At 39.8% G+C, this 25,494-nt stretch carries 21 protein-coding genes and 2 pseudogenes; 13 read left to right on the top strand and 10 right to left on the bottom strand.

The genetic code is table 11. From position 1 onward, the window contains the following. Positions 1-23: 23 nt before the first annotated feature. The 3 genes from PSPO_RS12250 to PSPO_RS12240 all read right to left on the bottom strand — a co-directional run bounded on the left by PSPO_RS12250 (position 24) and on the right by PSPO_RS12240 (position 3,736). Entirely contained in the window at positions 24-1,481 is a 1,458-nt protein-coding gene (locus PSPO_RS12250) for an NAD-dependent succinate-semialdehyde dehydrogenase (protein WP_010562072.1), read from the bottom strand. After that, on the bottom strand, positions 1,468-3,111 hold the full coding sequence (locus PSPO_RS12245) for an FMN-binding glutamate synthase family protein (RefSeq protein WP_010562071.1): 1,644 nt from the start codon (positions 3,109-3,111) through the stop codon (positions 1,468-1,470). The genes PSPO_RS12250 and PSPO_RS12245 overlap by 14 nt, the downstream gene beginning before the upstream one ends. A 199-nt stretch (positions 3,112-3,310) precedes the next feature. Then, positions 3,311-3,736, bottom strand: coding sequence for a hypothetical protein (locus PSPO_RS12240; protein WP_010562070.1), 426 nt, complete (start codon positions 3,734-3,736; stop codon positions 3,311-3,313). Positions 3,737-3,875: 139 nt separating this feature from the next. Between PSPO_RS12240 and PSPO_RS12235 the strand changes: the two genes are divergently transcribed. Further along, positions 3,876-4,415 carry a GNAT family N-acetyltransferase gene (locus tag PSPO_RS12235; RefSeq protein WP_010562069.1) on the top strand — a complete coding sequence of 180 codons (540 nt, stop codon included), beginning with the start codon at positions 3,876-3,878 and terminating at the stop codon, positions 4,413-4,415. Positions 4,416-4,965: 550 nt separating this feature from the next. Here the strand turns inward: PSPO_RS12235 and PSPO_RS12230 are convergent. Together PSPO_RS12230 and PSPO_RS12225 are read right to left on the bottom strand one after the other, a co-directional pair. After that, positions 4,966-5,685 carry a hypothetical protein gene (locus PSPO_RS12230; protein ID WP_010562068.1) on the bottom strand — a complete coding sequence of 240 codons (720 nt, stop codon included), beginning with the start codon at positions 5,683-5,685 and terminating at the stop codon, positions 4,966-4,968. A gap of 86 nt (positions 5,686-5,771) precedes the next feature. Then, positions 5,772-6,314, bottom strand: coding sequence for a hypothetical protein (locus PSPO_RS12225; RefSeq protein WP_010562067.1), 543 nt, complete (start codon positions 6,312-6,314; stop codon positions 5,772-5,774). Positions 6,315-6,969: 655 nt separating this feature from the next. Here PSPO_RS12225 and PSPO_RS12220 point away from each other — a divergent pair. The 4 genes from PSPO_RS12220 (at position 6,970) to PSPO_RS12205 (ending at position 11,711) form a co-directional block, all read left to right on the top strand. Then, on the top strand, positions 6,970-7,908 hold the full coding sequence (locus tag PSPO_RS12220; protein WP_010562066.1) for a ribonuclease Z: 939 nt from the start codon (positions 6,970-6,972) through the stop codon (positions 7,906-7,908). An 81-nt stretch (positions 7,909-7,989) separates the two neighbouring features. Beyond that, the gene (rnr, locus tag PSPO_RS12215) at positions 7,990-10,419 is read left to right on the top strand and encodes a ribonuclease R (protein ID WP_010562065.1); all 2,430 of its coding nucleotides are present in this window, start codon (positions 7,990-7,992) and stop codon (positions 10,417-10,419) included. Between the two features lie 4 nt (positions 10,420-10,423). Continuing rightward, positions 10,424-11,161, top strand: a complete 738-nt coding sequence (gene rlmB / locus PSPO_RS12210) for a 23S rRNA (guanosine(2251)-2'-O)-methyltransferase RlmB (protein ID WP_010562064.1) — start codon at positions 10,424-10,426, stop codon at positions 11,159-11,161. 121 nt (positions 11,162-11,282) lie between these two features. Next, positions 11,283-11,711: a BLUF domain-containing protein gene (locus tag PSPO_RS12205; RefSeq protein ID WP_010562063.1), complete on the top strand. Its 429-nt coding sequence runs from the start codon at positions 11,283-11,285 to the stop codon at positions 11,709-11,711. 74 nt (positions 11,712-11,785) lie between these two features. Here PSPO_RS12205 and PSPO_RS12200 read toward each other — a convergent pair whose 3' ends face one another. Continuing rightward, positions 11,786-14,563, bottom strand: a complete 2,778-nt coding sequence (locus PSPO_RS12200) for a M16 family metallopeptidase (RefSeq protein ID WP_010562062.1) — start codon at positions 14,561-14,563, stop codon at positions 11,786-11,788. A gap of 366 nt (positions 14,564-14,929) precedes the next feature. On the opposite strand from PSPO_RS12200, the gene thiI reads away from it, so the two are divergent. Continuing rightward, entirely contained in the window at positions 14,930-16,390 is a 1,461-nt protein-coding gene (gene thiI, locus PSPO_RS12195) for a tRNA uracil 4-sulfurtransferase ThiI (protein WP_010562061.1), read from the top strand. Here thiI and PSPO_RS12190 read toward each other — a convergent pair. Beyond that, positions 16,368-17,261 carry a ketopantoate reductase family protein gene (locus tag PSPO_RS12190; RefSeq protein ID WP_010562060.1) on the bottom strand — a complete coding sequence of 298 codons (894 nt, stop codon included), beginning with the start codon at positions 17,259-17,261 and terminating at the stop codon, positions 16,368-16,370. The two genes, thiI and PSPO_RS12190, sit on opposite strands and share 23 nt — an antisense overlap. Further along, entirely contained in the window at positions 17,248-17,610 is a 363-nt protein-coding gene (locus PSPO_RS12185; protein WP_010562059.1) for a VanZ family protein, read from the bottom strand. Before PSPO_RS12185 ends, PSPO_RS12190 begins: the two co-directional genes overlap by 14 nt. A 263-nt stretch (positions 17,611-17,873) precedes the next feature. Here PSPO_RS12185 and PSPO_RS12180 point away from each other — a divergent pair. From PSPO_RS12180 to PSPO_RS12165, 4 genes and pseudogenes are all read left to right on the top strand, one after another. Beyond that, a pseudogene (locus PSPO_RS12180) lies at positions 17,874-18,236 on the top strand (YajQ family cyclic di-GMP-binding protein); the annotation flags it as partial. A 308-nt stretch (positions 18,237-18,544) separates the two neighbouring features. Next, positions 18,545-19,027 (top strand): YajQ family cyclic di-GMP-binding protein, encoded by a 483-nt coding sequence (locus PSPO_RS12175; RefSeq protein ID WP_010562057.1) that lies wholly within the window; start codon positions 18,545-18,547, stop codon positions 19,025-19,027. Between the two features lie 437 nt (positions 19,028-19,464). Then, positions 19,465-21,441 carry an ATP-binding protein gene (locus tag PSPO_RS12170; protein WP_010562056.1) on the top strand — a complete coding sequence of 659 codons (1,977 nt, stop codon included), beginning with the start codon at positions 19,465-19,467 and terminating at the stop codon, positions 21,439-21,441. A gap of 107 nt (positions 21,442-21,548) precedes the next feature. Next, on the top strand, positions 21,549-22,211 hold the full coding sequence (locus PSPO_RS12165) for a DUF6998 domain-containing protein (protein WP_010562055.1): 663 nt from the start codon (positions 21,549-21,551) through the stop codon (positions 22,209-22,211). A gap of 62 nt (positions 22,212-22,273) precedes the next feature. Here PSPO_RS12165 and PSPO_RS12160 read toward each other — a convergent pair. Further along, positions 22,274-22,849: pseudogene (locus PSPO_RS12160) on the bottom strand (IS110 family transposase); the annotation flags it as partial. 188 nt (positions 22,850-23,037) lie between these two features. Here PSPO_RS12160 and PSPO_RS12155 point away from each other — a divergent pair. Further along, the gene (locus PSPO_RS12155) at positions 23,038-23,475 is read left to right on the top strand and encodes a hypothetical protein (RefSeq protein ID WP_010562053.1); all 438 of its coding nucleotides are present in this window, start codon (positions 23,038-23,040) and stop codon (positions 23,473-23,475) included. A gap of 252 nt (positions 23,476-23,727) precedes the next feature. On the opposite strand, the gene PSPO_RS12150 is transcribed toward PSPO_RS12155, so the two are convergent. Then, positions 23,728-23,955 (bottom strand): hypothetical protein, encoded by a 228-nt coding sequence (locus tag PSPO_RS12150; protein ID WP_010562052.1) that lies wholly within the window; start codon positions 23,953-23,955, stop codon positions 23,728-23,730. A gap of 587 nt (positions 23,956-24,542) precedes the next feature. On the opposite strand from PSPO_RS12150, the gene PSPO_RS12145 reads away from it, so the two are divergent. Together PSPO_RS12145 and PSPO_RS12140 are read left to right on the top strand one after the other, a co-directional pair. Beyond that, positions 24,543-24,917 carry a hypothetical protein gene (locus PSPO_RS12145; protein WP_010562051.1) on the top strand — a complete coding sequence of 125 codons (375 nt, stop codon included), beginning with the start codon at positions 24,543-24,545 and terminating at the stop codon, positions 24,915-24,917. Positions 24,918-25,021: 104 nt separating this feature from the next. Continuing rightward, complete coding sequence (locus PSPO_RS12140; RefSeq protein ID WP_021032974.1) at positions 25,022-25,420, top strand: hypothetical protein; 399 nt, start codon at positions 25,022-25,024, stop codon at positions 25,418-25,420. The last annotated feature ends 74 nt before the right edge of the window (positions 25,421-25,494 follow it).

Below are 25,494 nucleotides of genomic sequence, written 5' to 3'. Positions count from 1 at the left end.
GTACTCAGTTTAAAAGGTGATCGCTAGTCTAGATTGCCGAAACATAAGTATTTGATTTCTAAATAATCATCTAATCCATAAGCGGATCCTTCGCGGCCGTAACCGGACTGTTTTACGCCACCAAATGGGGCGGCGGCATTTGAAATAATGCCTTCATTAATGCCAAGCATGCCAAACTTTAATTGATTGGCTGCGCGCATAATGCGATTAATGTTTTGGCTATAAAAGTAAGCGGCAAGGCCATACTCAGTATCGTTAGCGAGATTGATAGCACTTTGCTCATCATCAAAGCTAAAAATAGTGGCTACTGGGCCAAAAATCTCGTTTTGTGCAATCTCCATAGTGTTGTTGCAGTTGGTTAAAATAGTTGCTGGGTAGCCTGTTGCACTTGCTTCACCTTGGTAGTGAATATGTGCGCCTTCACTTAGCGCTGTATCAACTAATTGTGTGACTTTATCGATTGCGGCTTGGTTAATAAGCGGACCAAGTTGCACATCGTTCAGGCCATTGCCTTGTATTAACTGCTTTAACTTTTCTGTGAAGATGGATAAAAATGGCTGTTTAATGGATTCGGCAAGATAAATACGATTGGCGCACACGCAGGTTTGCCCAGCGTTTCGAAATTTTGCTGCAATTAACCCTGTGGCTGCAGCTTCTAAATCAGCATCGTCAAAAACAATAAACGGTGCATTACCGCCAAGCTCCATCGAAACGCGTTTTACCGTTGATGCGGCTTGTTGGGTGAGTAATTTACCCACAGCTGTGGAACCGGTAAAACTAAACTTGGCAATATCTGGATGGGTGGTTAACACCTCGCCAATGGCTTTAGCATTAGTACCTGCAACCACATTAAAAACACCTTTTGGTATGCCTGCCTGTAGGCTTAATTCAGCCATTGCCAGCGCACTTAAAGGCGTTAACTCTGATGGTTTCACAATAAAACAGCAGCCTGCAGCAAGTGCAGCTGCGGCTTTTCGGGTGATCATCGCATTAGGAAAATTCCAAGGTGTAATCGCCGCAACAACACCAACAGGGTGTTTTGTTACAATCACTTGCTGAGAATTGCTTAGTGCAGGAATGGTATCGCCGTAAACTCGCTTGGCTTCTTCGCAAAACCACTCAATATAACTAATGCCATATTTAATTTCACCGCGCGCTTCCGCCAGTGGCTTACCTTGCTCTAAGGTGAGTAATAGCGCTAAATCGTCAAGATTTTCTGTTAATAACTCGCCCCACTTTTTAAGTTGAGATGCTCGTTCGTAGGCAGTGGTACTTTGCCATGCTTGTTGAGCGCTTTTGGCGGCAGAAACAGCATCTTCAACTTGCGTTATTTCAATATTATCAACCTGCAGTAGTGACTCATTGTTAAAAGGATTAATAACATCAAATGAGCTTTTTGATGATAACCACGAGCCGTTAACGAAACTACTTTGTTTAATCAGTGATTGGTTTTTTAACTGCGATAAATTAGGTGTTGTCACGTACTAACTCCTGTGGTTTTAAAATAGTCTCGTCGTATACGTAAAAATGCTCGCTTGAGGCTTGCTGCCACCAGATACTCCAATTGCCAAGTGGCCTATCTTCCAGTATTTCACCTTTGCGTAACGGTTTTATTAAGCTGCCAACCGACATTAGCAAGCCGTATGGCGTTCTGCGTTTTACCATTTGCGGCAATAGTTTATCGGGGTCGTCTAATCCCATGCTACCGAGTAATTCATAAAAGGCGTGAAGGGTATTTTTATGAAAGTTTTTAACTCGCTCACTTTTACTTTCAACATCGATTGCTTTTGCGCGCGCAGGATCTTGTGTGGCAATGCCAGTTGGGCATTCGTTAGTGTTACAGCTGCGAGATTGAATGCAGCCTAATGCCATCATCATAGTTCGCGCTGCGTTCACAGCGTCTGCGCCAATTGCAAGTTTTGCTAATAGATCGAATGCCGATGCGGTTTTACCAGAGGCAATAATGCTAATTCTATCGCGAATACCAACGCCAATTAATGCGTTATGAATAAGGTAAACACTTTCAAGGCAGGTCATGCCTAAGCGGTTTGAAAATTCAACGGGCGCAGCGCCTGTGCCACCCTCAGCGCCATCAACTGTAATAAAGTCGGGGTAAATATCCAGTTCTAACATGGCTTTACAGATTGCTAAAAACTCGGCGGGATTGCCTAAACAAAGTTTAAAGCCAACAGGTTTGCCCTGGCTAAGCTCGCGTAATTCAGCAACAAAGTTAAGTAATTCTTTTGGCGTTTTGCACTTGGGATGCGCCGCTGGCGATATACAGTCTTTATCTTGGTCCACTAATCGAATACGTGCTATTTCGTCGGTAATTTTTGCTTTAGGCAATACACCACCATGCCCTGGTTTTGCACCTTGCGATAGCTTTATTTCAATCATTTTAACTTGCGGTAATGCGCTTTTAGTGCGAAATACTTCATGGTCAAAGTCGCCATCTTGTGTTCGACACGAAAATAACCCCGAACCGATTTGCCAAACAATGTCGCCACCGTGTTTTAGGTGATAAGGGCTGAGCCCGCCTTCACCAGTATTGTGGTAAAAACTACCTTTATGGGCGCCTAAGTTAAGCGCTTCGATGGCGTTTTTACTTAACGAACCAAAACTCATTGCAGAAATATTTAAGCGAGATGCCGAATAGGGTTGTTTGCAATCCGGACCACCAATTAGCGTGCGCTTATATTCTTCTTTTACGTCACACGGCGCGAGCGAGTGCCATAAACTTAAATAATTTTCTTCCAGTAAATCGCGCTGCGTACCAAAGGCAATAGTATCGCGCACCGATTTTGAACGTTGGTAAACAAGCGAACGTTGCTCGCGGTTAAAGGGTTTTTCTTCGGTGTCGTTGGCAATAAAATATTGCTGTATTTCAACGCGAAATGACTCTAAAAAATAGCGAATGTAAGCAACAACTGGGTACAACCGGTTTAAATTACGCTTTGAGAAAAAGATATCGAAAAAGCCAATCGCACTGTAAAGAAGGGTAAAAATAAACAGTGATAGTGTTAGGTCATCAGGATGCTGTTGCCATAAAAAAAATGTAGTAGCGTTTCCTAAGGTGAGTATTAACCAATAGGTTTTTTGCATAATAGTCATGTAGTTTACTCTTATTTTGCTGACGGTTGCGTATAAGAGATAAAGGATTGACGCGAGACGACTAATTTGGGCAACCCTTGCACTCGTCTCTAATTTTGCATAATAACGTGGTCTTTGTCACTGAAAGAAAAAGGAAACCGTATTGGTTTCCTTTTATTCAGAAAGGGTTGGGTTCTGAATGTTTGACTGGTTTTAAAAATTAGCGAGCAAGTTTACGCCAAACTTCCGTTTCTTCTGTGCCATTCACTAACCCTTTGTGATGCCAGTAAATAACTTCTTGGCCGTGTTCTTGTTTGGTTTCAAGCCAACCTTTAAAGGTAAACACTTTACCTTGGTGCTCATTTGAAGTGCCTTTTTCAATATGCTCGCTGTAGCTATCGCCGTCTATGGTAAACTTGCCGGCTAAATACCCTAAGAACTCACCTTGCTGCATATTGTTTAAGGCAAATTTATCGCCTTTCACGGTTTTGATTGCCACAAGTGTCGCGTTATCTGCTTTTAGTACTTCATCTGACGGCGTTTTGTATTCACCTTTAATAAATTGCCAATCACCTTCATATTGGTGGGCAATGGCATTTGATACAAAAAGTGCGAGTGTTAGGCATAGTCCTTTAATTAAATTCATTGGTATTTCCTGTTATTAATGTTTGGTAACAGTTAATACTAAAGGCCTTTTAAAAAGTAGTGTTAGAATCACAAATCAGAAAAAAATAAGAAAAATTCAGCCCATAAATCACATTAATTACCGCTCAGGAGTATAAAAAATGCAGCCATCATCTTCACGCCTTAATTATTCATTTATCACTGAAAAAGATATCGATGATTTATATCAACTCGACCAAGACCCTGCGGTAATGAAATATTTAAATGGTGGCAAGCCAACCACGATGGAAGAAAAGCACACAGTGTTTTTACCGCGCATGGCAAAGTATGCCAATAAAGAAAAAGGTTGGGGTCTTTGGAAAGTTAACATTAAAGAGTCGGGTGAATTTATTGGTTGGATTTTAGTACGGCCAATGCATTTCTTTAATGATGAAACCGATACCCAGTGGCATAACCTTGAACTAGGTTGGCGTTTTAAGCAAAGCTCATGGGGTAAAGGGTATGCAACCGAAGCTGCTAATGCCCTAGTTGAGCAAATTGCGTTAATGCCTGAGTACACGCATATTAGTGCAATTGCGTTAAAAGAGAATGCTGGCTCCATTGGTGTAATGGAAAAGCTCGGTATGACGTTTGTAAAAGAGTATATGCATAGCGATCCGCTAGGGGATATTCCAGCGGTTTATTATGAAAGGGAACTTTGATTACTTTGCTATAACTCTGGAGTGTAATCTTAGCCAGAGTTTAGTTTGATACTATGTTTGTCGCGCTGGCGACAACAGCGTCCGTACTTTTATCTAGCGCCATCCATGGCGCTCTCTTGTTCATTTTTGTTACACGACAAAAACGAACCAAAAAACGTGCCCCAAAATCAAACTGATTCTTCAAACATAATTTAAATGTGAACATAAACGCCATGAATCGGCATCCATGCCTCAGCATGGCTTGCTCGACCGCTTCGCGCCCTGTCTCGCATTATTCATTTAAATAATGTTTTCAGGTTTGATTTAATGGGTGACGAAAGACCGAAGCAACGCTTCGCAGCTTGAGGAAGTGAGGTCATGGATGACCGATGGAACCAACCTTCATGGATGAATTATTTACTCAATGCGATACATTACTTGTTGTTATAAGGCAATTAATTGCCAACAAATATAATTCGTAACGCCTCAGTCAAAAGGGAAAGTTTTGTTGGCTATAATGTGAAGAGTAGCGAAACCAGCCAACTGAATTTTGTCCGGTTTTAACTGTTTGTTATGTATTTGGTTCGCCTATAAACTTGATAAAATTTGATCCTAGCTTGGTAGTTCTACTTTCAAGAACTGGCTTACTTCTGTCTACGTTGTAACCTTCTTGAGTAATAAAACCCTTAGTAAATAGTTCTTTCCATACAGTATTATAAATTTCGAAATTACCAACCATTTCAGGAAAAGCATTTTCCAATAAACCTCTGATAGCGCCAGAAATTAAACCTGCATTCCATTTTGGGAATTCATGATTATTATGTTCTGCCCATTTCATTGGATTATCAATTAAATGTAAAATTTTGATATGCCAAGATGTAAAGGAATCAATTGCTTGTAGGTAAACATTTTGCATAACATCATCTGGTGATTTACCCATAGCAGAGTTACAAATGACATTTCTTAAAGCTTTTAGCTTTTCTTGATCATGATTTTTTATTGCTATAGCGCTAGCATTAATTAGGGTCGTCATAAACCGTTCATTATTCTGAAGAGTATTTTCTGTTATCACTCCGTCATCCAACAGTTTATTTATAACTTCAGTGACTTGTACCATCCATTCTGTTTTTCTCTTTAGCATAGGAGGTTCAATTATGGCATTAAATGCTTCAACTGAAGCTCCTCCTATTAAAGGCACCATTGATAGGGTTGATCTAGCTATTCTATGTGCTTTCTCTGATGATGGCTCTATCATTGGGTCAATCAGTTCTTTATCTATTCTGTTATCCATAACCTAAACTCTAAAACCTGAAAAATACATAACGCTTTGCTAAAGGGCAATAACCAGTGAGTTTAAGAACAAATTTCAGCAACTTGTTATATGCCTGCATATGCTCTTTCTATTTGCTGAGTATAAATTTGTACAGCGTCTTTGGCTCGTTGTTGGCTCACTTTAAGCTGCAATCCTCTTTTTTGCATTACACATAATAACTCCATTAACCAGTCACGATATAAATAACAGCAGTGCATAGCAATGGTTATGTTGGGAAGATGATTTATATCAATATTGGTATTCAAATGAGCGACACGTACATTACGAGTATTTTTCATTTCTTCATGGTATGAAGACCACTCAGTCTCACTAATATCAAGGTAAGAAAGAAGCATATCTTTATTAAAGAGCTTTAAATTATCTTCTTTTGTTAATGTGATTTGAGCGACAAACTTTTTCCAGTGCGTTTCTTGGCTATTTTGCCCAAACAAACCATTCCAACAAATAACTAAATCCGCATAGCACATATCAGCTATTGGAACCCAAGCGCTGCCGAGAGGAGGCTTTTGTTTACAAATGAAGTCAGCATATACACATGCCCTTAAACAATCGTCCACAAGTCCAATTTGTTGGCTAAATAAATCCATATTAATCCACGCTTAACAAAGGCATATAACAATTTAATATCGACCAATTGGGTCGTTTTTCTGACGCGCCACGGGGTATTTTTATCATTGTACCAGTTCTACCACACTAACTAACTTGTTGCTACAGATAAACTTTTAATCATTATAGAAATTGTGAAAAGGACAAAAGCGACCAAATGGGTCGTTTTCTTGAATATAGGTGAAACTCATAGCAACTGGAGATAAAATCAGTATTGAAAAATAATTTTCTAATGACCGCTTTTCGCTCAATTACGACCTTGAAGGCTGCCACTGAGAAAAACTTCCCCCTTAAATCAAACCTGAAAGCAAAATTTAAATGAATAATGCGAGACAGGGAGCGTAGCGGTCGAGCAAGCCATGCTGAGGCATGGATGCCGATTCATGGCGTTTATGTTCACATTTAAATTATGTTTGAAGAATCAGTTTGATTTCTGGGGCGGCTTTTTCTTGGTTCGTTCTTTTTGGCCGTTTAAAAAGAATGAACGAGCGCATCATGGATGATGCGAGATAACAATCAAGGATGAATGCTGCTTTGCACAAGGCTATCAATATGCCCAATGCCGATTACCAATTCCATCCCCATTCAATCTCCTCTACAATTTAACCAATACCCACAAACCCATAGGCTCATAATTTGAAAATTCACTTTTTAGGTACGTCTTCAGCGTGCCCTTCACTTAATCGCAATGTTAGTGCTACTGCGGTGAGTTTTGACTCGACTAAGTCTTGGTTGCTGGTGGATTGTGGTGAGGGGACGCAGCATCAAATTTTAAAAAGTGAACTGGCGAGCTACCACTTATCGGTGATTTTAATTACCCATTTACATGGTGATCATTGTTATGGCTTGCCGGGGTTAATTGCCTCTATTTCGTTGGCGGGGCGAAAAGAGCCTGTACATTTAGTGGCACCTAAAGCGGTAATTGATTTTGTATTAAGCGCGCTTAAATTTACTCAAATGGAAACGGGGTTTGAGTTAATTTGCCGTGAAATTGAAGCGATAGATCACGGCCTTGATTTTAGTTTTTGTCAAGTGTCTATTCACCCATTAAAGCACCGCGTACCGAGTGTTGCCTTTAAAATAACGGAGCAAAATATTCCGCGAAAACTGCATCTTGATAAGTTGGCTAATGACGGCATTGCCACGGGTAGCCATTATAACTTGCTGCAAAAAGGGCACGATGCGGAATACCAAGGTAAGTTGTTACGTACAGAAGAATATAGCTTTCCTAGCTGGCAGCCGCGCAAGGTGATTATTTGTGGAGATAACGAAAAGCCAGCATTGTTATCCAATGCCGTTGAAGATATCGACTTATTGGTTCACGAAGCGACATTTACTCACAGTGATTTACATAAAGTTGGGTTGCATACCGGGCACAGTGATGCCAAACGCATTGCTGAATTTGCCGAGTTGTATCAGATCCCGCGTCTTGCGCTGTTTCATTTTTCAAGCAGATATCACGGCGAAGGCATGCTAGAACCGCTAGAAAATGAGGCAAAACGATACTACTTTGGTGAGTTAATATTGGCTTTTGATGGCTTAGTCGTTGAAATTGACAAACAAAAGAACGCGTAAAGTGAGTTGTCATAGAAATGACCTGTCACCCAATGGCTAAATGGTTTAAAATAAAAGCACTTTCATAGACAGTGCGAATTCATGCCAAAAAAAGATCCTTATTTAGACCGCGAACAACAAAAGTACGATAATCCAGTACCGAGTCGAGAGTTTATTCTTGATCACATCAGCAACCGAACTAAACCTGCAAATTTTGCCGATTTATGCGGCGAGCTTAATGTATTTGAAGAAGAGCGCCAAATTGCGCTAAAACGTCGTTTACGCGCAATGGAGCGTGACGGGCAGTTACTTTTTAATAAGCTAAAATGCTACTGCATTCCAGATAAAGTCGGTTTAGTAAAAGGTAAGGTTATTGGTCATCGCGAAGGGTTTGGCTTTTTAGAGCTGGATGAAGGCGGTAAAGATTGGTTTATTCCAAAACACCAAATGGAGCAAGTGCTGCATGGTGATCGTGTTTTAGCAAAACCTGCTAACATGGGTAAAAATGGCAAATGCGATGCGCGTATTGTGCGTGTACTTGAGGGCGATAGAGCGCCGATTATTGGCCGTTTTTTCCGTGAGCACGGCATGGCCGTTGTGGTAGCGGAAGATCCTCGCATTAGCCAAGATATTATGATTTTGCCGGGCTTTGAAGGTGATGCGAAGCACAATCAAATGGTGCAAATCGAAATCACTCAGCGCCCAAGTAAACGTATGAATGCGCTTGGTAAAGTGATTGATGTACTTGGTGAACATATGGCTCCAGGTATGGAGATTGAAGTTGCGCTACGTAATCACGACATTCCAAATCAATGGCCAAAAGACCTTGAGCAGCAAATTGCTGGCCTAACCGACGAAGTGCTTGAAAAAGACAAAGAAGGGCGCATCGATTTACGTCATTTACCATTGGTGACTATTGATGGGGAAGACGCCCGTGACTTTGATGATGCGGTATTCTGCGAAGCGAAAAAGTCAGGTGGTTGGCGTTTGTGGGTCGCGATTGCCGATGTATCGCACTATGTTAGCAAAAACAGCCCATTAGATCGTGAAGCAATTCAACGTGGTAACTCGGTGTACTTCCCGTCAGAAGTTATTCCAATGTTGCCAAAAGTGCTGTCTAACGGGTTATGTAGTTTAAATCCGAAAGTAGACCGCCTGTGTATGGTGGCTGAAATGACGGTATCACAAACGGGTAAATTGTCAGGCTATCGTTTTTACCAAGCCGTGATGAATTCGCACGCACGCTTAACTTACACCAAAGTGGGTGAGTTATTGGGTGGCGATGAAAATGCATTAGGTAAAGAAAATGCAGCGCTTGTGCCGCATATTCGCGAATTACACTTAATGTATAAAACGCTGAAAGCAGCGCGTTTAGAGCGCGGCGCTATTGAGTTTGAAACCAAAGAGCCGAAATTTATTTTTAACGCGCAGCGTAAAATCGAATCAATTGTGGCACTTAGCCGCAACGATGCACATAAATTGATCGAAGAGTGCATGATTTTAGCGAACGTTGCCGCCGCCAAGTTATTAGAAAAACACGAAGCGCCAGCGCTTTACCGTGTGCATGATGAGCCTGATCCTGAAAAGCTAATGAACTTTAGCCAGTTTTTAGGTGAGTTGGGTATTGAAGTAACTATGCCGCAAGAGCCAACGCCAAAAGAAGTGGGCGAGTTATTTGACCGATTAGAAAAGCGCCCTGAAATTGAGCTTATTCAAACCATGTTGTTACGCTCAATGAAGCAAGCGGTGTATCAGGCTGATAATATTGGCCACTTTGGCTTGGCGTTAAAAGCCTATGCGCACTTTACTTCGCCAATTCGCCGTTACCCTGATTTAGTTGTGCACCGCGCAATTAAAGCCGTTATTAAAGAGCAGGGGCAAAAAACATCGGGTGAATATGCCTATATTCAAGATGAGGTCGATCAGCTAGGCGAGCAATGCTCAATGACTGAACGCCGCGCAGACGATGCCACCCGTGAAGTGGCTGATTGGCTTAAGTGCGAATTTATGCAAGACCGCGTAGGCGAAGTATTCAGTGGTGTGATTTCATCGGTGACAAACTTTGGCTTATTTGTGCGCTTAAACGACTTATATATCGACGGTATGGTGCATGTTACGTCACTTGGCAACGACTACTATCATTTCGACGGTAAAAAGCATTGTTTAATAGGTGAAAATAGCCGCAAAGTATTCCGTATGGGTGATGCTATTGATGTGCAAGTAGCCTCTGTTAGCCTTGATGATCGCCGCATTAATTTAACGCTAGGTGAAGAAGTAGGGCAAGACCGCTATTCACGTCGTCGTGCCCAAAAAGCTGTAAATGAAGCGAGCAGTGTGCGCGACCAGCTACGTGCAGGTGCGATTCCTGAAAAAGGCAAAGGTAAGGGCAAACCAAAACCTGCGGGTAAATCATCAGGTAAGCCGACCAAGAAAAGCAAAGCAGGTAAAAAGTCTGCTAGCAAAACCAAATCAAAAGCTTCGGCTGCTAAAAAGCGTCCGGGTAAAAATGCAAGAAAACGTGCTAAGAGCTAATTAAATGAGTAACGAATTAATTTTTGGCTTTCACTCAGTGGAAGCAATTTTAAATAAAGAACCAGAGCGCTTTATCGAAATTTATGCGCTAAAAGGCCGCGAAGATAAACGCCTTAATCCAATTATTAACTTAGCGCGTCAATTCGGTGTGTCTATCCAATTTATGCAGCGTAAAGCACTCGATGATAAAGCCAAAGGTGAACAGCATCAGGGGATTATTGCCCGCGTAAAAGAGGGTAAAAAGTACAACGAGAAAGATCTCGACCAGATCATTGCCAATAGCGATACGCCATTTTTATTAGTACTTGATGGCGTAACTGACCCGCATAACTTAGGTGCGTGTTTACGTAATGCTGATGCCGCAGGTGTAGATGCGATTATTGTACCGAAAGATAAATCAGCCAAACTGAATGGTACCGCGCGTAAAGTTGCCTGTGGTGCGGCAGAAACGGTTCCTTTAGTGCAGGTAACAAACCTTGCTCGCACCCTGCGTGATATTAAAGAAATGGGTGTTTGGGTTGTTGGTACTGCTGGCGAAACAGATGTTGAAGTATTTGATGCTAAGCTAACAGGCCCAATGGCAATTGTAATGGGCGCAGAAGGCTCAGGTATGCGTCGCTTAACCCGTGAGCACTGCGATGAGCTGGTTAAAATTCCAATGGTCGGTACAGTTTCAAGCTTAAATGTATCGGTGGCAACGGGTATTTGTTTGTTTGAAGTACTGCGCCAACGACGCGCGTAAATACAGTTTACTCGCTTGGTAAAAAGGTCGCTTAGCGGCCTTTTTTTGTTATTAAACAGTGACCTTTTTAAGATAACAGTCTATATATTTTAAAGTTGAACTTTAAGCCATGGAACTGTTTATGTCACTGCACCAATTAATTTATCAAAGTAGAGAGTCGCGAAAGCTAACAAATCAAGATTTTACGGATTTGCTGGTGGTTGCTCGTCGTAATAATGGCAATCAGCATATAACAGGCTGTTTGTTTTACAACGGTGGTTGGCTGTTACAGGTGTTGGAAGGAGAGCATGCTCAACTTAGTTCACTTTATGAAAAAATAATGAAGGATGACAGACATCAGGACTGTAATTTAATGTACTTCGAGCCTGCAGATAAACGCGTGTTTTCTAAATGGAACATGGGAATGATTAATTTGGAAGTAGAAAAAGACAGTAAATATTCAGAACTTAAGAGAGAAATGGAACATTTTTCATCTGGTAGCGTAGCAATTCCACTTGCAATCAAGTTATTACGTATTTTTTCGAATGATTTTGAACCAAAATCAATTTGAGCTAGAAACGTTTTCATATCACTAATAAAAAGCCGCGTAATTGCGGCTTTTTAAATTAATACTTAGCTATTTCGTTAATCTTCTAGGTAAACAATTTCACCTAAGTTAAGTGATTCAAGTTCCGCTTTAATTTTTGCCACATCACCCACAATAACCCATGTCATTTGGTCTTGTTTGATAAGGCCTTTAGCTTGTTGTTTCACGTCACTAAGTGTGGTGCTTTTTACTTTTGAACCATATTGCTCAAGGTCAGATACATCTTTGCCTCGCTTATATGCGCTTGATAGCGAGCCAAGTAACGACCACTTTTTCTCGTAACGACCTGGTAGTTTAGCAACCTTGTTACTGACAACTTTATTTAGCTCTTCGTCAGTGGCTGGTTTTTTACCAGTGTAGTTTTCTAGTTCTTTTAAGATCTCTTGAATCGACTCTTTGGTTTTGTCGGTTTGCACTGGCGCATAAACAAAGAACGGAGACTGCCCTTTATAGTCAAGTAATGCAGAGCGAGCACCGTATGACCAACCTTTATCTTCACGCAGATTCATATTAATACGTGACGTAAATGAACCGCCAATAATGGTGTTCATAATATCCAGCTTAATATCTTGATCAGTGGCTAAACTATTGCGATCCGGGCCAAGTAAACCGGCAACAATCAGTGATTGTGGCGTATCTGGCTTGTCGATTACATATACTTTAGCTGTTTGTGCCGGTGTTACCTGCGTTAGGCTTACCGCTGGTTTTGCAGTATTTGGCGCCTTCCAGTCAGCCAACGTAGTATTTAGTGTTGTGGTTAGCTCATCCATTGAAATATCGCCAACCACAACTAAGCGTGCGTTATCAGGGCGTAACCAAGTGTTTTTGTAATTAACTAAGTCGTCACGAGTGAAACTGTTAACGGTTGCTGCGTAACCCGAGCCTGTTAAAGGTTGCGAATATGCGTGATTTTCGCCGTATAAACGTGGTGGCAGTTCACGCAATGCATTGCTCATTGGTGTTGATTTTTCTTTTTTGATGCCGTCAATCGTGAGTTTACGAATACGCTCAATATCTTGCTCGTTAAATGCAGGGTTAAGTATCGCTTGTGAAAATAACTCAGCACTGCGCTGCCAATTCACTTTTAATGCACTTAAACTAACATCAGCGTTATCTAAACTTGCACCTGAATAAAGTGACGCGCCAATTTTTTCAAGTTCTGCAGCCAGCTCTAAGCTTGATAATTCATTGGTGCCTTCGCGCAGCATTTTCATTGTAAAGAGTGCAAGGCCAGCTTTATCGTCGGTAGTTGATGAGAAGCCACCGTCAAAATTAAGTTCCATATTGATACTTGGCGTGTCAGAACGCTGTGCCAATACAACTTCTAAACCATTGTTTAAGCGCGCAGTTTGTACTTCAGGTAGCTTGAGTTCAGGTAATGAATCAACGCTTGGTACTTTACTTCTATCTGCGCCTGTTTGGTTGTGTGAAAGCTTTTCAAACGGTTCGATTGTTAGTACAAAATCACCATCAGTTAACCATTTTTTACCTGCTTGTTGAATATCAGCAGGGGTTGCGGCGTTTTGAATCGCCTCTTGTTTTTTATAGAAAACAGGGTCGCCGTGGTAAACCATGCCTGATGCTAGAATGTCTGACTTGCCACCAAAACCACCAACGCCTTCAACATTTTTTACCCAGCTTGCCGCATTTGAGAATTTAATACGGTTTAGTTCTTCGTTTGTAGGGCCTTCATCCAGTAGTTTCGCAAGTTCTTCATCAATAATCGCTTCTACTTCGTTTAAGTTTGCACCCGGTAGCGTATCAACACCAATCATAATTTGACCCGCCATAGTGCGAGTGTAGTTAAAGGCAAATGCCATTGATGCTTTTTGCTCTTGATAGACTAGGCGCTTATAAAGGCGACTGTTTTTTCCACCGGCAAGTACATCTGCAAGCAGTGATAAATACTCGCTATCAGCGGTACCTTTTTCAGCGGTATTCCATACTTTAACAATACGAGGACTCGGCACGCGGTCTTGCATTGTCATACGTTTAGTGCCAGTACGCTTAGCCACCCATGCATCAATTTGTGCAACTGGCTTACCTGGTTTGATGTCGCCAAAGTACTTGTTAACTTTTTCTTTTGCGGTTGCCACGTCAATGTCACCAGCAAGCACTAGTACGGCATTGTTAGGGCCATAATAATCTTTAAACCACTGGTGCACATCATCAAGTGACGCCGCATTTAAATCTTCCATTGAGCCGATGACAGACCACGAGTAAGGGTGACCTTTCGGGAATGTATTTTCCGCTACCGCTCCCCACATTTTGCCATAAGGGCGCGCTTCACCTTGGCGTTTTTCATTTTGTACGACACCGCGCTGTTCATCGAGTTTTTCTTGGGTAATGGCGCCAAGTAAGTGACCCATGCGATCAGATTCCATCCAAAGCGCCATATCTAATGCTGTGGTTGGTACGTTTTGGAAGTAGTTTGTACGGTCGTTGTTTGTAGTACCGTTTTGTTCAGTTGCACCGGCTTTTTCGAATGGACCAAAATACTCATCGTTATAGTTTTCAGTACCGTTAAACATTAAGTGTTCGAATAAATGGGCAAAACCAGTTTTGCCTAATTTTTCATGCTTTGAGCCAACGTTATACCAAACGTTTACAGCGACAATCGGTGCTTTTCGGTCTGTGTGAACAATAACTTTTAAGCCATTATCCAGTGTAAAAGAGTCATAACTTACGTCAACACTCGGTAAGTTAATTGCAGTGCTTGTTGATTGCGCTTGAGTCGAGGATGAGCTTGTACTGTTACAGCCTGAAAGTGCTAAAGATACAGCGACGGTAAGTGCCGTTAAAGTGAGTTTTTGCATTAATACTATCCTTAGAAAATTAGAGTACGTTGCACTGAGATGTGTGGAGTTATTTTACTTTTGATGCTGCGGACTCTAATAGCAAACGCCAAGCGCTGTTAGTTGTTAAGAAAACTAATTATCACGCCCTGATTTATTCCATTAAAGACAACGGCATTACGCTACAGTAACAACTTAGGTCAATATGCCTTTAGCTATAAAACACTAAGCGAAATTGAATTGCAAGGCTATGATTTAACAGATGTAAACAGCTTGGAAACAAAATAGAGCAGACAGCAGATATAACTAGCGTGCTTAAACTAAACTTTCAACAAGGGACTGAGTCTTGGTATAATAGTAAATTCACTGTCGCTTTGAGAATGATGTATGTTCAAGTTTATTGTTAAATTACACCCAGAAATATCGATTAAAAGTAAATCGGTTCGCAAACGTTTTACCAAGCTTTTAGCATCGAATGTTAAAAACATGGTTATTCGCGTTCATGAAGATGCGAAAGTAATTCAAAACTGGGACAACATCGTAGTGATGTGTAAAAGCCAAGATGAAGAGATTCGCCTTGGTTTAATCGATACCCTAAAGCGCGTGCCGGGTATTGTGCAATTTATTGAAGTACAAGAAACCACATTTGAATCTTTAGATGATATTTATCAAGTTGCACTTGAGCTTAACAAAGAGCGTTTAAAAGGCAAAACCTTCTGCGTACGTTGTAAACGTCAAGGTAAGCATGACTTCACCTCAAGCGACGTAGAGCGTTACGTTGGTGGTGGTTTAAATCAGAATGTTGAAGGTGCACAGGTAAAACTGCAAAAACCTGAAATTACGGTAAAAGTAGAAGTTAAAAATGAATTTGCTTACGTCGTCAAAGAAACGCATTTAGGTTTAGGTGGCTTTCCGCTTCCGACTCAAGAAGATGTATTAAGCTTAATGTCGGGCGGTTTTGACTCGGGTGTTGCAAGCTACTTAATGATGCGTAAAGGCGCACGTACTCACTTCTTATTCTTTAATCTTGGTGGTGCAACACACGAGATTGGCGTTAAGCAAGCAAGTTACTATTTGTGGAAACAATTTAGCTCAACGCACCGTGTAAAGTTTATTAAAGTAGACTTTGAACCGGTTGTTGCTGAAATTCTAGAAAACATCGAAAACAGCCAAATGGGTGTGGTACTTAAACGTATGATGATGCGTGCTGGTAGTGCAATTGCGCAAAAGCTGGGCATTGATGCGTTAGTTACAGGTGAAAGTCTAGGCCAGGTATCGAGCCAAACTTTAGCAAACTTAAATGTGATTGATCGCGTAACAGAAACGCTAATTTTACGCCCGCTTATTCAACACGATAAGCAAGAAATCATCGATATTGCTCGTAGCATAGGTACTTCTGAAATGGCTGAAGCCATGCCTGAGTTCTGTGGCGTTATTTCAAAAAAGCCAACGGTAAAAGCTAAGCTTGATAAGATCATTGCAGAAGAAGAAAACTTCGATTTTGATGTGCTTGATACGGTTGTAAATAATGCGCGTATTATGTGCATTAAAGAGATTGAAGCGGAAACTAAAGAAGAAGTTAAAGAAGCTGAATCGGCAGCTGAATTACCAAAAGGCGCGATCGTAATTGATATTCGTTCGCCGGAAGAAGAAGACAACGATCCGTTAGAGCTTGATGGTATTGAAGTTAAACACTTACCGTTTTATAAGTTAGCAACACAGTTTGGTGATTTACCAAAAGGTGAAGACTATTACCTCTATTGTAAAAAGGGCGTAATGAGCCAATTACAAGCGCTGATCTTACATGAAGAAGGCTACACTAACGTTAAGGTGTACCGTCCTGAATAAGCGCTAAAAAGCGAGAGTTAAATGGGGTTGAATAGCAATATTCAGCCCCTTTTTTATGGATGTAACCACAGATACTGTCGATTTCGCTTTGCTGCTGTTTAAATACGTCGCGATTCATTGAAGAGTAGTTTTGCGAAGTTGCGCGCATTACCCAGTAGGCACTGTCAAGCGCGCTACTAAGTGATATTTCCACCCCTTCTTTATTAGCAATAAACACCGCTTCATTGATCAAACCGATAATTTCGCTGGCATATTGTGGTGCGATAAGCGCGCCGTTTTTAACTTGATATACTGCAGTTAAAGGGTTTATCGCAATATTAATAATCAGTTTTTGCCACAGTAATGCGTTAATGTTTTGCTCTATGGTGATATTTGGTATGGCTGTTAAAAGATGCTCGATTGTTGGTGTTTTTTCGGTGTTAGCGTTTAATGCGCCAATAAAACTAGCGCCAAAGCCAGTGTGTGCTATCGCAAAATCTGCATGCTTAAGTGCAGCCATGCTGGTGGTTAAGAAAAACAGATTCTGTGTCGTGAGCGCTTGGTTAATTTCCGTCAAGTTGGGCATGCCATTATGGCTCAATATCACGGTGGCGCCGGTGCTTATTTTATTTTGCAGTTGAGCTAAAACGTTGGCGACTTGGTAAGACTTGGTTGGAATAAAGAGGTTATCGATAGAGTCTATTTGATCAATCGTTACGGTTTCGAGCGAGAATGTTTCAACCGACTGGTCAAGCGCTGTAACCGTTATGTGCGCTGAGTTTTTGGTTTTACTGCGTACAATCAGTTTGATATCAAATGCTGTGCGCAGCAATCGGGCGAACAATAAACCAATGGCGCCGTGGCCAACAATATACAGCTTAGGCTTGTTCACTTTCTTTCGCTTTTGAATAGCGTTTATGCCATATAGCACTGATGATTAAGTAACTAAGAATACCTGCAACATCAGCAACAAAGTCAGCAAATGAAGCTTGGCGATGAGGAAGCATACCTTGCACGTATTCCACACCAGCACCATACGCTGCCAAAATTACAATATATAACCAGAACGGCGCTTTTACCGCGCGTTTTAAAAAGCCTGTTAACACAAAAAACACAGCGAAGTGAGCAATCTTATCGATGTGCGAGATGCTAACTAGCGATGACTTTACTTCTTTAAAAAAGAGCAGGCTGCAGGCAATAATAAATACAATAAACAATGCCTGATAAATACGTCGGCTCACACAAAACTTCCTCAAAATCACGAATTTCGAGTATAACAAATAGCATTGCGTGAAAATATGAAAAATTTGTAAGTTTAATTATGCGCTTTATAATACCAACCCAATTAAAAAGCTAATCATGCTTGCAGCTAAATTTATCGGTGTAGAGTGGCTACATAAATTAAATTCTGCCTTGTTAGCATTTCATTTATCCAGCGCTATATCTGATCACATATTTAACAGAATTGGTATAATCGCACCATTAGCACATAACGGAGATAACTATGCCTTCATTTGATATCGTTTCTGAAGTGGAAATGACTGAAGCAAAAAACGCGGTTGATAATTCAAATCGTGAATTAGATACGCGTTACGATTTTAGAGGTGTTGAAGCCTCATTTGAATTTGGTAAAGAGATTATCACGATGAAAGCTGATTCAGATTTTCAGCTTAATCAGATGTTTGATATTTTAGCGGCAAAAGCAGTAAAGCGCGGCTTAGATGTTAAAAGCTTTGAAGTAAAAGATGTGGTTCACACGGGTAAAACGTATTCTCAGCAAGTGTTTATCAAGCAGGGCATAGAAAAAGACATTGCCAAAAAAATTGTGAAGCTGATTAAAGACTCAAAAGTAAATGTCATATCTGCCCAAAATATAATGTTGACATAATTAGTCAGCGAGTGTAATTACATATTTTTACTGGTATTTTTGAAACTTATTATCTTAAACCCAGCCATGTCTACATTTTTTTCGTAGACAATCCTAACATATATTTTTATCTCTTATATAGAAAAACAGAAAATTCACGGTGTTGAAGTACCTATAGTATCCTTTGTCTATTGTAGTATTATTTCTATTCAGTCTAAATAGCATAGAGATTATCCTTAATTGCGCCTCGAAGAAGGCATCAAATACGTTATAATACGACGCTAATATTGAATTTAAAGGATAACGATATGCCCTCATTTGATGTAGTCTCAGAAGTTAATTTAGATGAAATGCGTAATGCGACAGAAAACGCTAGTAGAGAGCTTAGTACACGTTTTGACTTTCGAGGCGTGGATGCAAGTTTTGAGTGGAAATCACCAGCTGTTACGGTAAAAGCAGAGAGTGATTTCCAAGTTAAACAAATGGTTGATATCTTACGTAAGCAATTGGTTAATAGAAAAATAGACCCTAATGCTATGGATATATCTTCTCCTGAGTTTTCGGGAAAGCTCTGCTATCAAAAAGTCACGATTAAAGAGGGTATCGAAAAAGATGTGGCTAAAAAGATCGTTAAGATGGTAAAAGACACAAAAATTAAAGTTCAAATAGCAATACAAGGCGAAGAATTAAGGGTGACGGGTAAAAAACGTGATGACTTACAGTCTGTAATGCAATTGATTCGCGAGAGTGATCTTGGGCAACCGTTTCAATTTAAAAACTTTAAGGACTAGTGAAAGCTAATCCACTTTTCAGCTACCAAATATCTTATGGCGTTGATAATTCTTTTACAGGTTTTAAAGCCTAAGTCTAATATCACTGTGAGAGAGTACTTTATAAGTATCATACTAAAATGGCAGTGATCATCAATGCGCTGCCATTCCTAAATCGAGAATGCCCCAAAACGTGTTCAGGCGAATGCACTCAAAAGAGTGAACTTCGGCCATTCAAAATTGCTTTTCTATTTCCTCAAAGTATATTGCCTGCATAGTCAGGAAAGCGGCCCTATCGCTCGTTTTTGTCCTGAGACAAAAGCTAGAACTCCTGTATTTTAGTATTAATGGCAATTAGTTAAGAATTTTGCTAAAAATGAGTCATTCAGAAAGACGCGCTATTAGCTCGCTATAAACATGCTATACCTCTTAGTGTTTTATTCAAATTTAGGTGTTAAATGGAAGATTCAATTAAAGTAGAAGTAAAAAAGGATCATTTGGATAAAGTTTCTCGGGCACCAGTTTTAAGTGCTTTGACTGAGCTAGTTTGGAATGCTTTTGATGCTGACGCGGATTTGGTGCAAGTTACGATAGAACGAACTGACTTTGGGTTACAAGCCGTCCATATTAAAGATGATGGAATGGGAATTATCCATAAAGATTCCAAAAAGCTATTTAGTTCCCTTGGGGGTTCCTGGAAAGGGCAAAAAGGAACTTCACCTAAAGGAAGATTCCTACATGGTAAAGAAGGTCAAGGTAGATTTAAATCATTTGCAATTGGAAGGGCGGTTGAATGGAATACATCTTTCTTTGATGGTGAAAATACACTTTCATACACAATAAAAGGTAAAGCAGATAATAAAGGTATATTTTACCCAACATCACCAAAAATTAGTGCTAATCAGTCTGCAGGAACAACCGTTTCAATATATGAACCCCACAAAGATTTTACATCTATAAATAAAGAGCGCTTGCTTGAGCACTTTTCGTCGGTTTTTGCCATATACCTATCACAATATAAGTCAATTAAGCTTTATGTTGATGGCGACTTAGTTGATCCAGAGGGTCAAATTAAACACAAAACTAACCTACCTTTAGATAATGTTCTCTTTGATAATGTTGATTATCCATATGAATTACAGATTATAGAATGGAACTGCAATACAACTAATGAGGTTCAGCTTTGTAATAACAATGGATTTCCTTTGTTACCTTATGAAAAAACTATTCGAGGAACAGGTGACTTTTCATATACGGCTTACTTAAAATCAGAACATATTAGTAAGCTAAATACAGTCGGTACACTGGGTCTTGGAGATCTTGAGCCATCATTATCTAAGCCAATTGACGCTGCAATTTCTGCATTAAAGAACCACTTCATGTTGCGCCGAATTGAACTTTCAGCAGATAAAATTCAAAAATGGAAAATTGAAAACATTTATCCTTACTCTAATGTACTAAATGGCCCAATAGAAGAAGCTGAGCGACAAGTCTTTGATATTTTAGCTTTGAATATCAGTGAGCAAATCCCTGAATTTGAAAGAACAGATATTAAACTTAAAAAGTTTCAGTTTCGTTTACTTAAACAAATAGTTGGCTCAAATCCTGATGATTTACACATTATTCTGACCGAGGTTTTAAACTTATCCAAAGGCAAGCAATCTGAGTTAGCCGAGCTCCTTAAAGATGCTTCTTTATCTGCAATAATTAGTACCGCCAAAGTAATATCCGACAGGTTAAGGTTTATTGCAGGACTAGAAGAAATTCTATTTAACCCTGACAAGAAGAAAGTATTGAAAGAAAGGACTCAATTACACAAGATACTTGCCGAGAACACCTGGGTTTTTGGGGATGAGTTTTCGCTAACAGTGAATGATCAGTCTCTTAGTGAAGTGCTAAAAATACATTTAGATAAAAAAGGTTCGGCAGTTCATCTAGATAAACCTGTAAAACGAATTGATGGTAGGGTCGGTATTGTAGATTTAATGTTGACTAGAAGTATCGGTAAAAACCACTCAGATGAAAGGGAACACTTAGTAGTTGAATTAAAAGCCCCCAAAGTAGATATTGGTGAAGATGAAATTTCTCAAATTAAATCATATGCATTTGCATCTATTGCAGATGAGCGATTCAAACATCTAAAAACCAAGTGGAATTTCTGGGTTATATCAAACGATTTGAAACCTTTTGCAGAAATGGAATTGAAGCAAGATAAAACCGGTAAAGGTATCATTTATGAAATTGATAACTTAACTATTTATGTGAAAACGTGGGGCGAATTAATACAAGAGTGTAAGCATCGTTTAGAGTTTGTTCGAGATCAGCTTGATATAAATATTGATAAAACAGATGGGCTTAAATATTTACAAGAATCATATTCTGAGTACACGAAAGATGTAATATTAGCGGAGGAGCACTCTGGAACAGAGGTATAACATAGCATTTAAGAGTCATTCGCAACGCTTGGTATTTTCGCTTCGCTCAAGTATAGCCAAGCGCCGCTCACACCTCAAAGCGGCGTTAGACATCAGGAGGTAAGTCTGTGGCATTAACACAAATCCAGGTAATTCAATCACTAGGTGAGTCGATGTCTTGGCTTGAACGCGAGTTAAATTGGGGCGTTCCTATTACTGAACTCAGGCATTTGACAGGAAGAATTGGTGAGCTTTATTCAGCTTTGATTACCAACGGTCAAATGGCAACTGAAATAAATCAATCGGGATATGATGTAGTCAGCGGGGACGGTGAAAGAGTCTCAGTCAAAACTACTGGACGTTTGGCTAATAATGGGCAGGTTTCATTTAATCCAAATACACTCAATAGTGTTGACCGAGTTATCGTCTTACGGATTAACGTTGAAGAAATGCAAATCGAAACATTGTTCGATGGAAGTGTTGAAAAAGCCAAGTTGCTCATGTGTACTTCTGGCTCAAAGTACACACTTGCTTTGAGCAAACTAACAAAATCGGACAGCATCGATCGAGACATTCCAAAAGTTAAAGAAGCTGTCTGGGGCAACTTAACTATTGCTGAGCGTGAGAATGGTTCAATAGAGGTTATTGACAATGGCTCCCCTCTTGTGCCAGCTAAACCACATTTGAGGCAAGTAGCTAAAGCGCTTGGGGTTTCAATACTAAATAGCAATGGTAACATCTACAACACAAGGCAGTTAGGTAGTTTACTCATCCGTGAACTAAATACCTAACAAACGTTTTAAGACGGATTCACAACGCTTGGCGGTTTTGGTTTGATTTAGCTTTAGTGTTTGGCTAAATCAAAATTAACATTACGTTGAACAGCTTGGTCGTCAAAGCGCATTTGGAATTCTTGGCGAACAAATTTATTTTTCATATGCAGTTCAAGCGGCGGATAGTTGTACTGGCTATTTGTGTTAACTATATGCGCTTTCAGTTGTGCGCCATGCTGAACCAATCGTGTTCTTCTGCGAAGTAAATCGCGTGTTGAACGCATATTAGCTGGGTAATTGTAAGCTAGCGGAAAATTGCCACCGCGCAATAGGCTTGCGATTTTATAAGAATCAATCTTATCATTTTTGGCTTTGCCACCATGAATGGCTTTCATATAAAGGGCATGACCAAGCACAAAATCAACATCATGCTCAGCACATAAATCACTGACCCAATACCAACAATGCATGCATTCAACACCGATTACGATATCTTCAAGATAGGGCGAAACCAGTTTAAGTAACTCATGTTTATCAGCTTTTATTTTCTGATGAACAACTTTATTACCACGCTCATCAAGAATGCAAACGTATAAAATGCGTGCATGTAGGTCAATTCCACAATAATATTTGTGAAAAGTAGTATAGAATTTCATTGAGCTTTCTCCTTTTGGTTTGGTCGCCTTGAAGTTTAGCTGTTCGCTAAACTTCGGGGAGAAGGTTCAATAAGTATCAAGCTAATAAACAAGGACAAAAAACAGTTTGCTGTTTTCGTCCCTCAACATTTTAGCAAACAATTTTTTGCCCATTATTAGGGCGTTATGTGCCATGAGGGTGTAGTGTTATGTCAAAAGAGTACCTTAAGGAGCATAGACTAGGTGAAGTGATCGCTTTAATTCAAGTTTTAGCATTTCACAGAAACACTAGTCGCAGTGAAGAAGGTTTAGTCGAAGAACTAAAGCTAGCTCCAAGATCTGCAAGTTCTTGGGTAGAGTTATCAAAATGCCACCCTGAACTATTTCGTGTTAGAGACGAAGAAGATAAAGTAAATAGAGTCTCTTTAGTCTCACGGTATGTAGCACCTTGTGAAACTCAAAATGGCAAGAAAATTCGTGAGAGGCTAGATCCAAGTTTAGTGCAAAAATTGATTGAAGTTGCTATTGAAATTCATGACCGTCAGGTTTCAAACTTTGAGCGCTGGAAGGTTATAGTCCCATTACTAGTAGCATGTATCAGTGCAACAGCGGTTATAACTGCAACACTTATGAAACTAACAAATTAGCACATAACTGTCATTTGTCTCAATACGTTTCTGTCCATAGGCGGGTTATAAATATAACTCGCCTCTGCCCCAAAGTGAGCAAACGTGATTACTCTATAGGTCAGCTTTGAGCTATCAGATATAGTTTTGTTGTTGTGCTCCCATATTCAATAAAATGAGCGACGAGCGCATTTTCAAAGTCTTGTTTTGAGTTGATTGATTTTATCAATGTGATAGTCATAACATACCTATCTTTGGAAAGATCAGATTAAATTACTCAAAATCTTCGGGGTTAAGTTCTTCTACACGGCATAAATAGCCGTGAGCTTTAATTTGTTCATCATTTAAAGATTGATCTGAAAACTTTTCAAGCTTAATCGAGCGTTTATCTTTCACAAGTGTACATAGCAGAATGTCACCAATTTTTAATTTGTTTTCTTCATTGAAATCTTCATCAGGTGGGAGAGGAATTGCCCCGTTTTTACCAACAGTAACAATCATAATTTAACCTATGTTTATAGTGTTTACTTTTTATTATACTCCAATTTCCTGAACGGCACATATGCGACTGTTGTGAGAGAGTAATAAAGTCTCATACCAAGTAATAAAGATTCATACTAAGTATTAAAGTATCATACTAAAATGGCAGCTAGCGCAGTCGATACGCTGCCATTTCTAAATCGAAAATGCCCCAAAACGTGTTTAGGCCAATGCCTCAAAAGAGCGAAGAGCGGTCATTGCTAAAACTAACGTCATTACACACATTGCATTACGAAGATCCACTTTTGTTCATGAATATGGCACGTTATGTAAAATCATATTTGGCTCGATTATGTAGACCTAAAAAAACAACTGATTGATATTTAATGCTAAAAATTGAAAATTAAAATTACATAACGGTCCTCTAATGGCACGATTAAGTAATGGCTCGTTTATCTAAATCCAGTTTTGCATTGATAGGGCAAAAAACTACTGGTAATCTACTGAAAATATTAAATAAAAAATTTATTAGCGTGCAAATATTTGGTTGTGGATAACTTCCTTAAATCGAAATGCGCATTAATAAGCTGTTATGAGTAAATTTGAATATGCAGTATCAATTAAACTATGAGAGTGAGATTAGGTTTGGTCCAGCGTATTACTCATTGGAAATTGACGGTAAGAAAGTACCTAATTTTGTGTATGGCTTTACTCGTAGCGAACTTCAAAATGGGCGCTATCTAGCAATCGAAGAATGGCTTACTACTGATTATAGAAAAGGGCCAATTACACGCGTGGCAATATTTGATTTAGAAAATAAGCTCGTGTCACGTTTAAAGACCGTTGAGAAAGGTTTCGTTGATTGCTTCAAGCTAGATAACAACCTCTTTTCTTATCGTAAAAATTACCACGCTAAAGGTAAAGTAGTAGAGTTAGAACTTGATTGGGACTCTGTAAAAGAGTGGAGTAATATTTACTCATAACAAGCGCATTAAGTGAAGGGACTGCTAACAGCTTGCTCAGTTCCGCTTCGCTACACATTTTAGCAAGCTATTATCAGCCCCTTATGCGGGCGTTAGCTGCAAGAATGAAAAGCATACTTTATTTCGTTGTTTTAATTGTATCTTTTGGACCATCTGCGATTTTGTTAACCCTCGGGGTTATATTTAGTCCCGCTTGGCTCTACAGTATGTTCGAAAGCCAAATGGCAACACTGGTTCCATTTCTAATGGTAGTAGCTGGTCTTTTGGGTTTTTGGGGTATGCTTGCACTTAACAATCTAACGCTTTATCCATATAAAACAGATACTCCGCCCAAACGATTAATTGTTTATCTATCTTTAGGCTGTATAGCTTCATTAACTGCAACTATTTTTGCAGCTTATATGGATTGGCTTTTGGCTATTGCTATGTTTCTTCCAATTCCAGTAACGGCTTGCCTAACATATCTCAATAGAGCATATTTTCATAAGCAGGTTTGCAGCTAACAAACAACTGTTGGCGCTCACTGCGTTCGCTGGGACACAAATACATGGGCTCCCTCGCTTCGCTCGTTATTTTA

The organism is Pseudoalteromonas spongiae UST010723-006, from assembly GCF_000238255.3.
GTDB lineage: Bacteria > Pseudomonadota > Gammaproteobacteria > Enterobacterales > Alteromonadaceae > Pseudoalteromonas > Pseudoalteromonas spongiae.
Note: the sequence above shows the minus strand (reverse complement) of the source record. Positions and strands in the feature narration are given on the sequence as shown.

Coding starts and splice junctions, on each gene's coding strand:
- PSPO_RS12150 (WP_010562052.1), bottom strand. CDS start 23,955: ATGATTGTTACTGTTGGTAAAAACGGGGCAATTCCTCTCCCACCTGAT.
- PSPO_RS12170 (WP_010562056.1), top strand. CDS start 19,465: ATGGAAGATTCAATTAAAGTAGAAGTAAAAAAGGATCATTTGGATAAA.
- PSPO_RS12205 (WP_010562063.1), top strand. CDS start 11,283: ATGTCACTGCACCAATTAATTTATCAAAGTAGAGAGTCGCGAAAGCTA.
- thiI (WP_010562061.1), top strand. CDS start 14,930: ATGTTCAAGTTTATTGTTAAATTACACCCAGAAATATCGATTAAAAGT.
- PSPO_RS12230 (WP_010562068.1), bottom strand. CDS start 5,685: ATGGATAACAGAATAGATAAAGAACTGATTGACCCAATGATAGAGCCA.
- PSPO_RS12200 (WP_010562062.1), bottom strand. CDS start 14,563: ATGCAAAAACTCACTTTAACGGCACTTACCGTCGCTGTATCTTTAGCA.
- PSPO_RS12175 (WP_010562057.1), top strand. CDS start 18,545: ATGCCCTCATTTGATGTAGTCTCAGAAGTTAATTTAGATGAAATGCGT.
- PSPO_RS12155 (WP_010562053.1), top strand. CDS start 23,038: ATGTCAAAAGAGTACCTTAAGGAGCATAGACTAGGTGAAGTGATCGCT.
- PSPO_RS12240 (WP_010562070.1), bottom strand. CDS start 3,736: ATGAATTTAATTAAAGGACTATGCCTAACACTCGCACTTTTTGTATCA.
- PSPO_RS12225 (WP_010562067.1), bottom strand. CDS start 6,314: ATGGATTTATTTAGCCAACAAATTGGACTTGTGGACGATTGTTTAAGG.
- rnr (WP_010562065.1), top strand. CDS start 7,990: ATGCCAAAAAAAGATCCTTATTTAGACCGCGAACAACAAAAGTACGAT.
- rlmB (WP_010562064.1), top strand. CDS start 10,424: ATGAGTAACGAATTAATTTTTGGCTTTCACTCAGTGGAAGCAATTTTA.
- PSPO_RS12140 (WP_021032974.1), top strand. CDS start 25,022: ATGAAAAGCATACTTTATTTCGTTGTTTTAATTGTATCTTTTGGACCA.
- PSPO_RS12145 (WP_010562051.1), top strand. CDS start 24,543: ATGCAGTATCAATTAAACTATGAGAGTGAGATTAGGTTTGGTCCAGCG.
- PSPO_RS12235 (WP_010562069.1), top strand. CDS start 3,876: ATGCAGCCATCATCTTCACGCCTTAATTATTCATTTATCACTGAAAAA.
- PSPO_RS12245 (WP_010562071.1), bottom strand. CDS start 3,111: ATGACTATTATGCAAAAAACCTATTGGTTAATACTCACCTTAGGAAAC.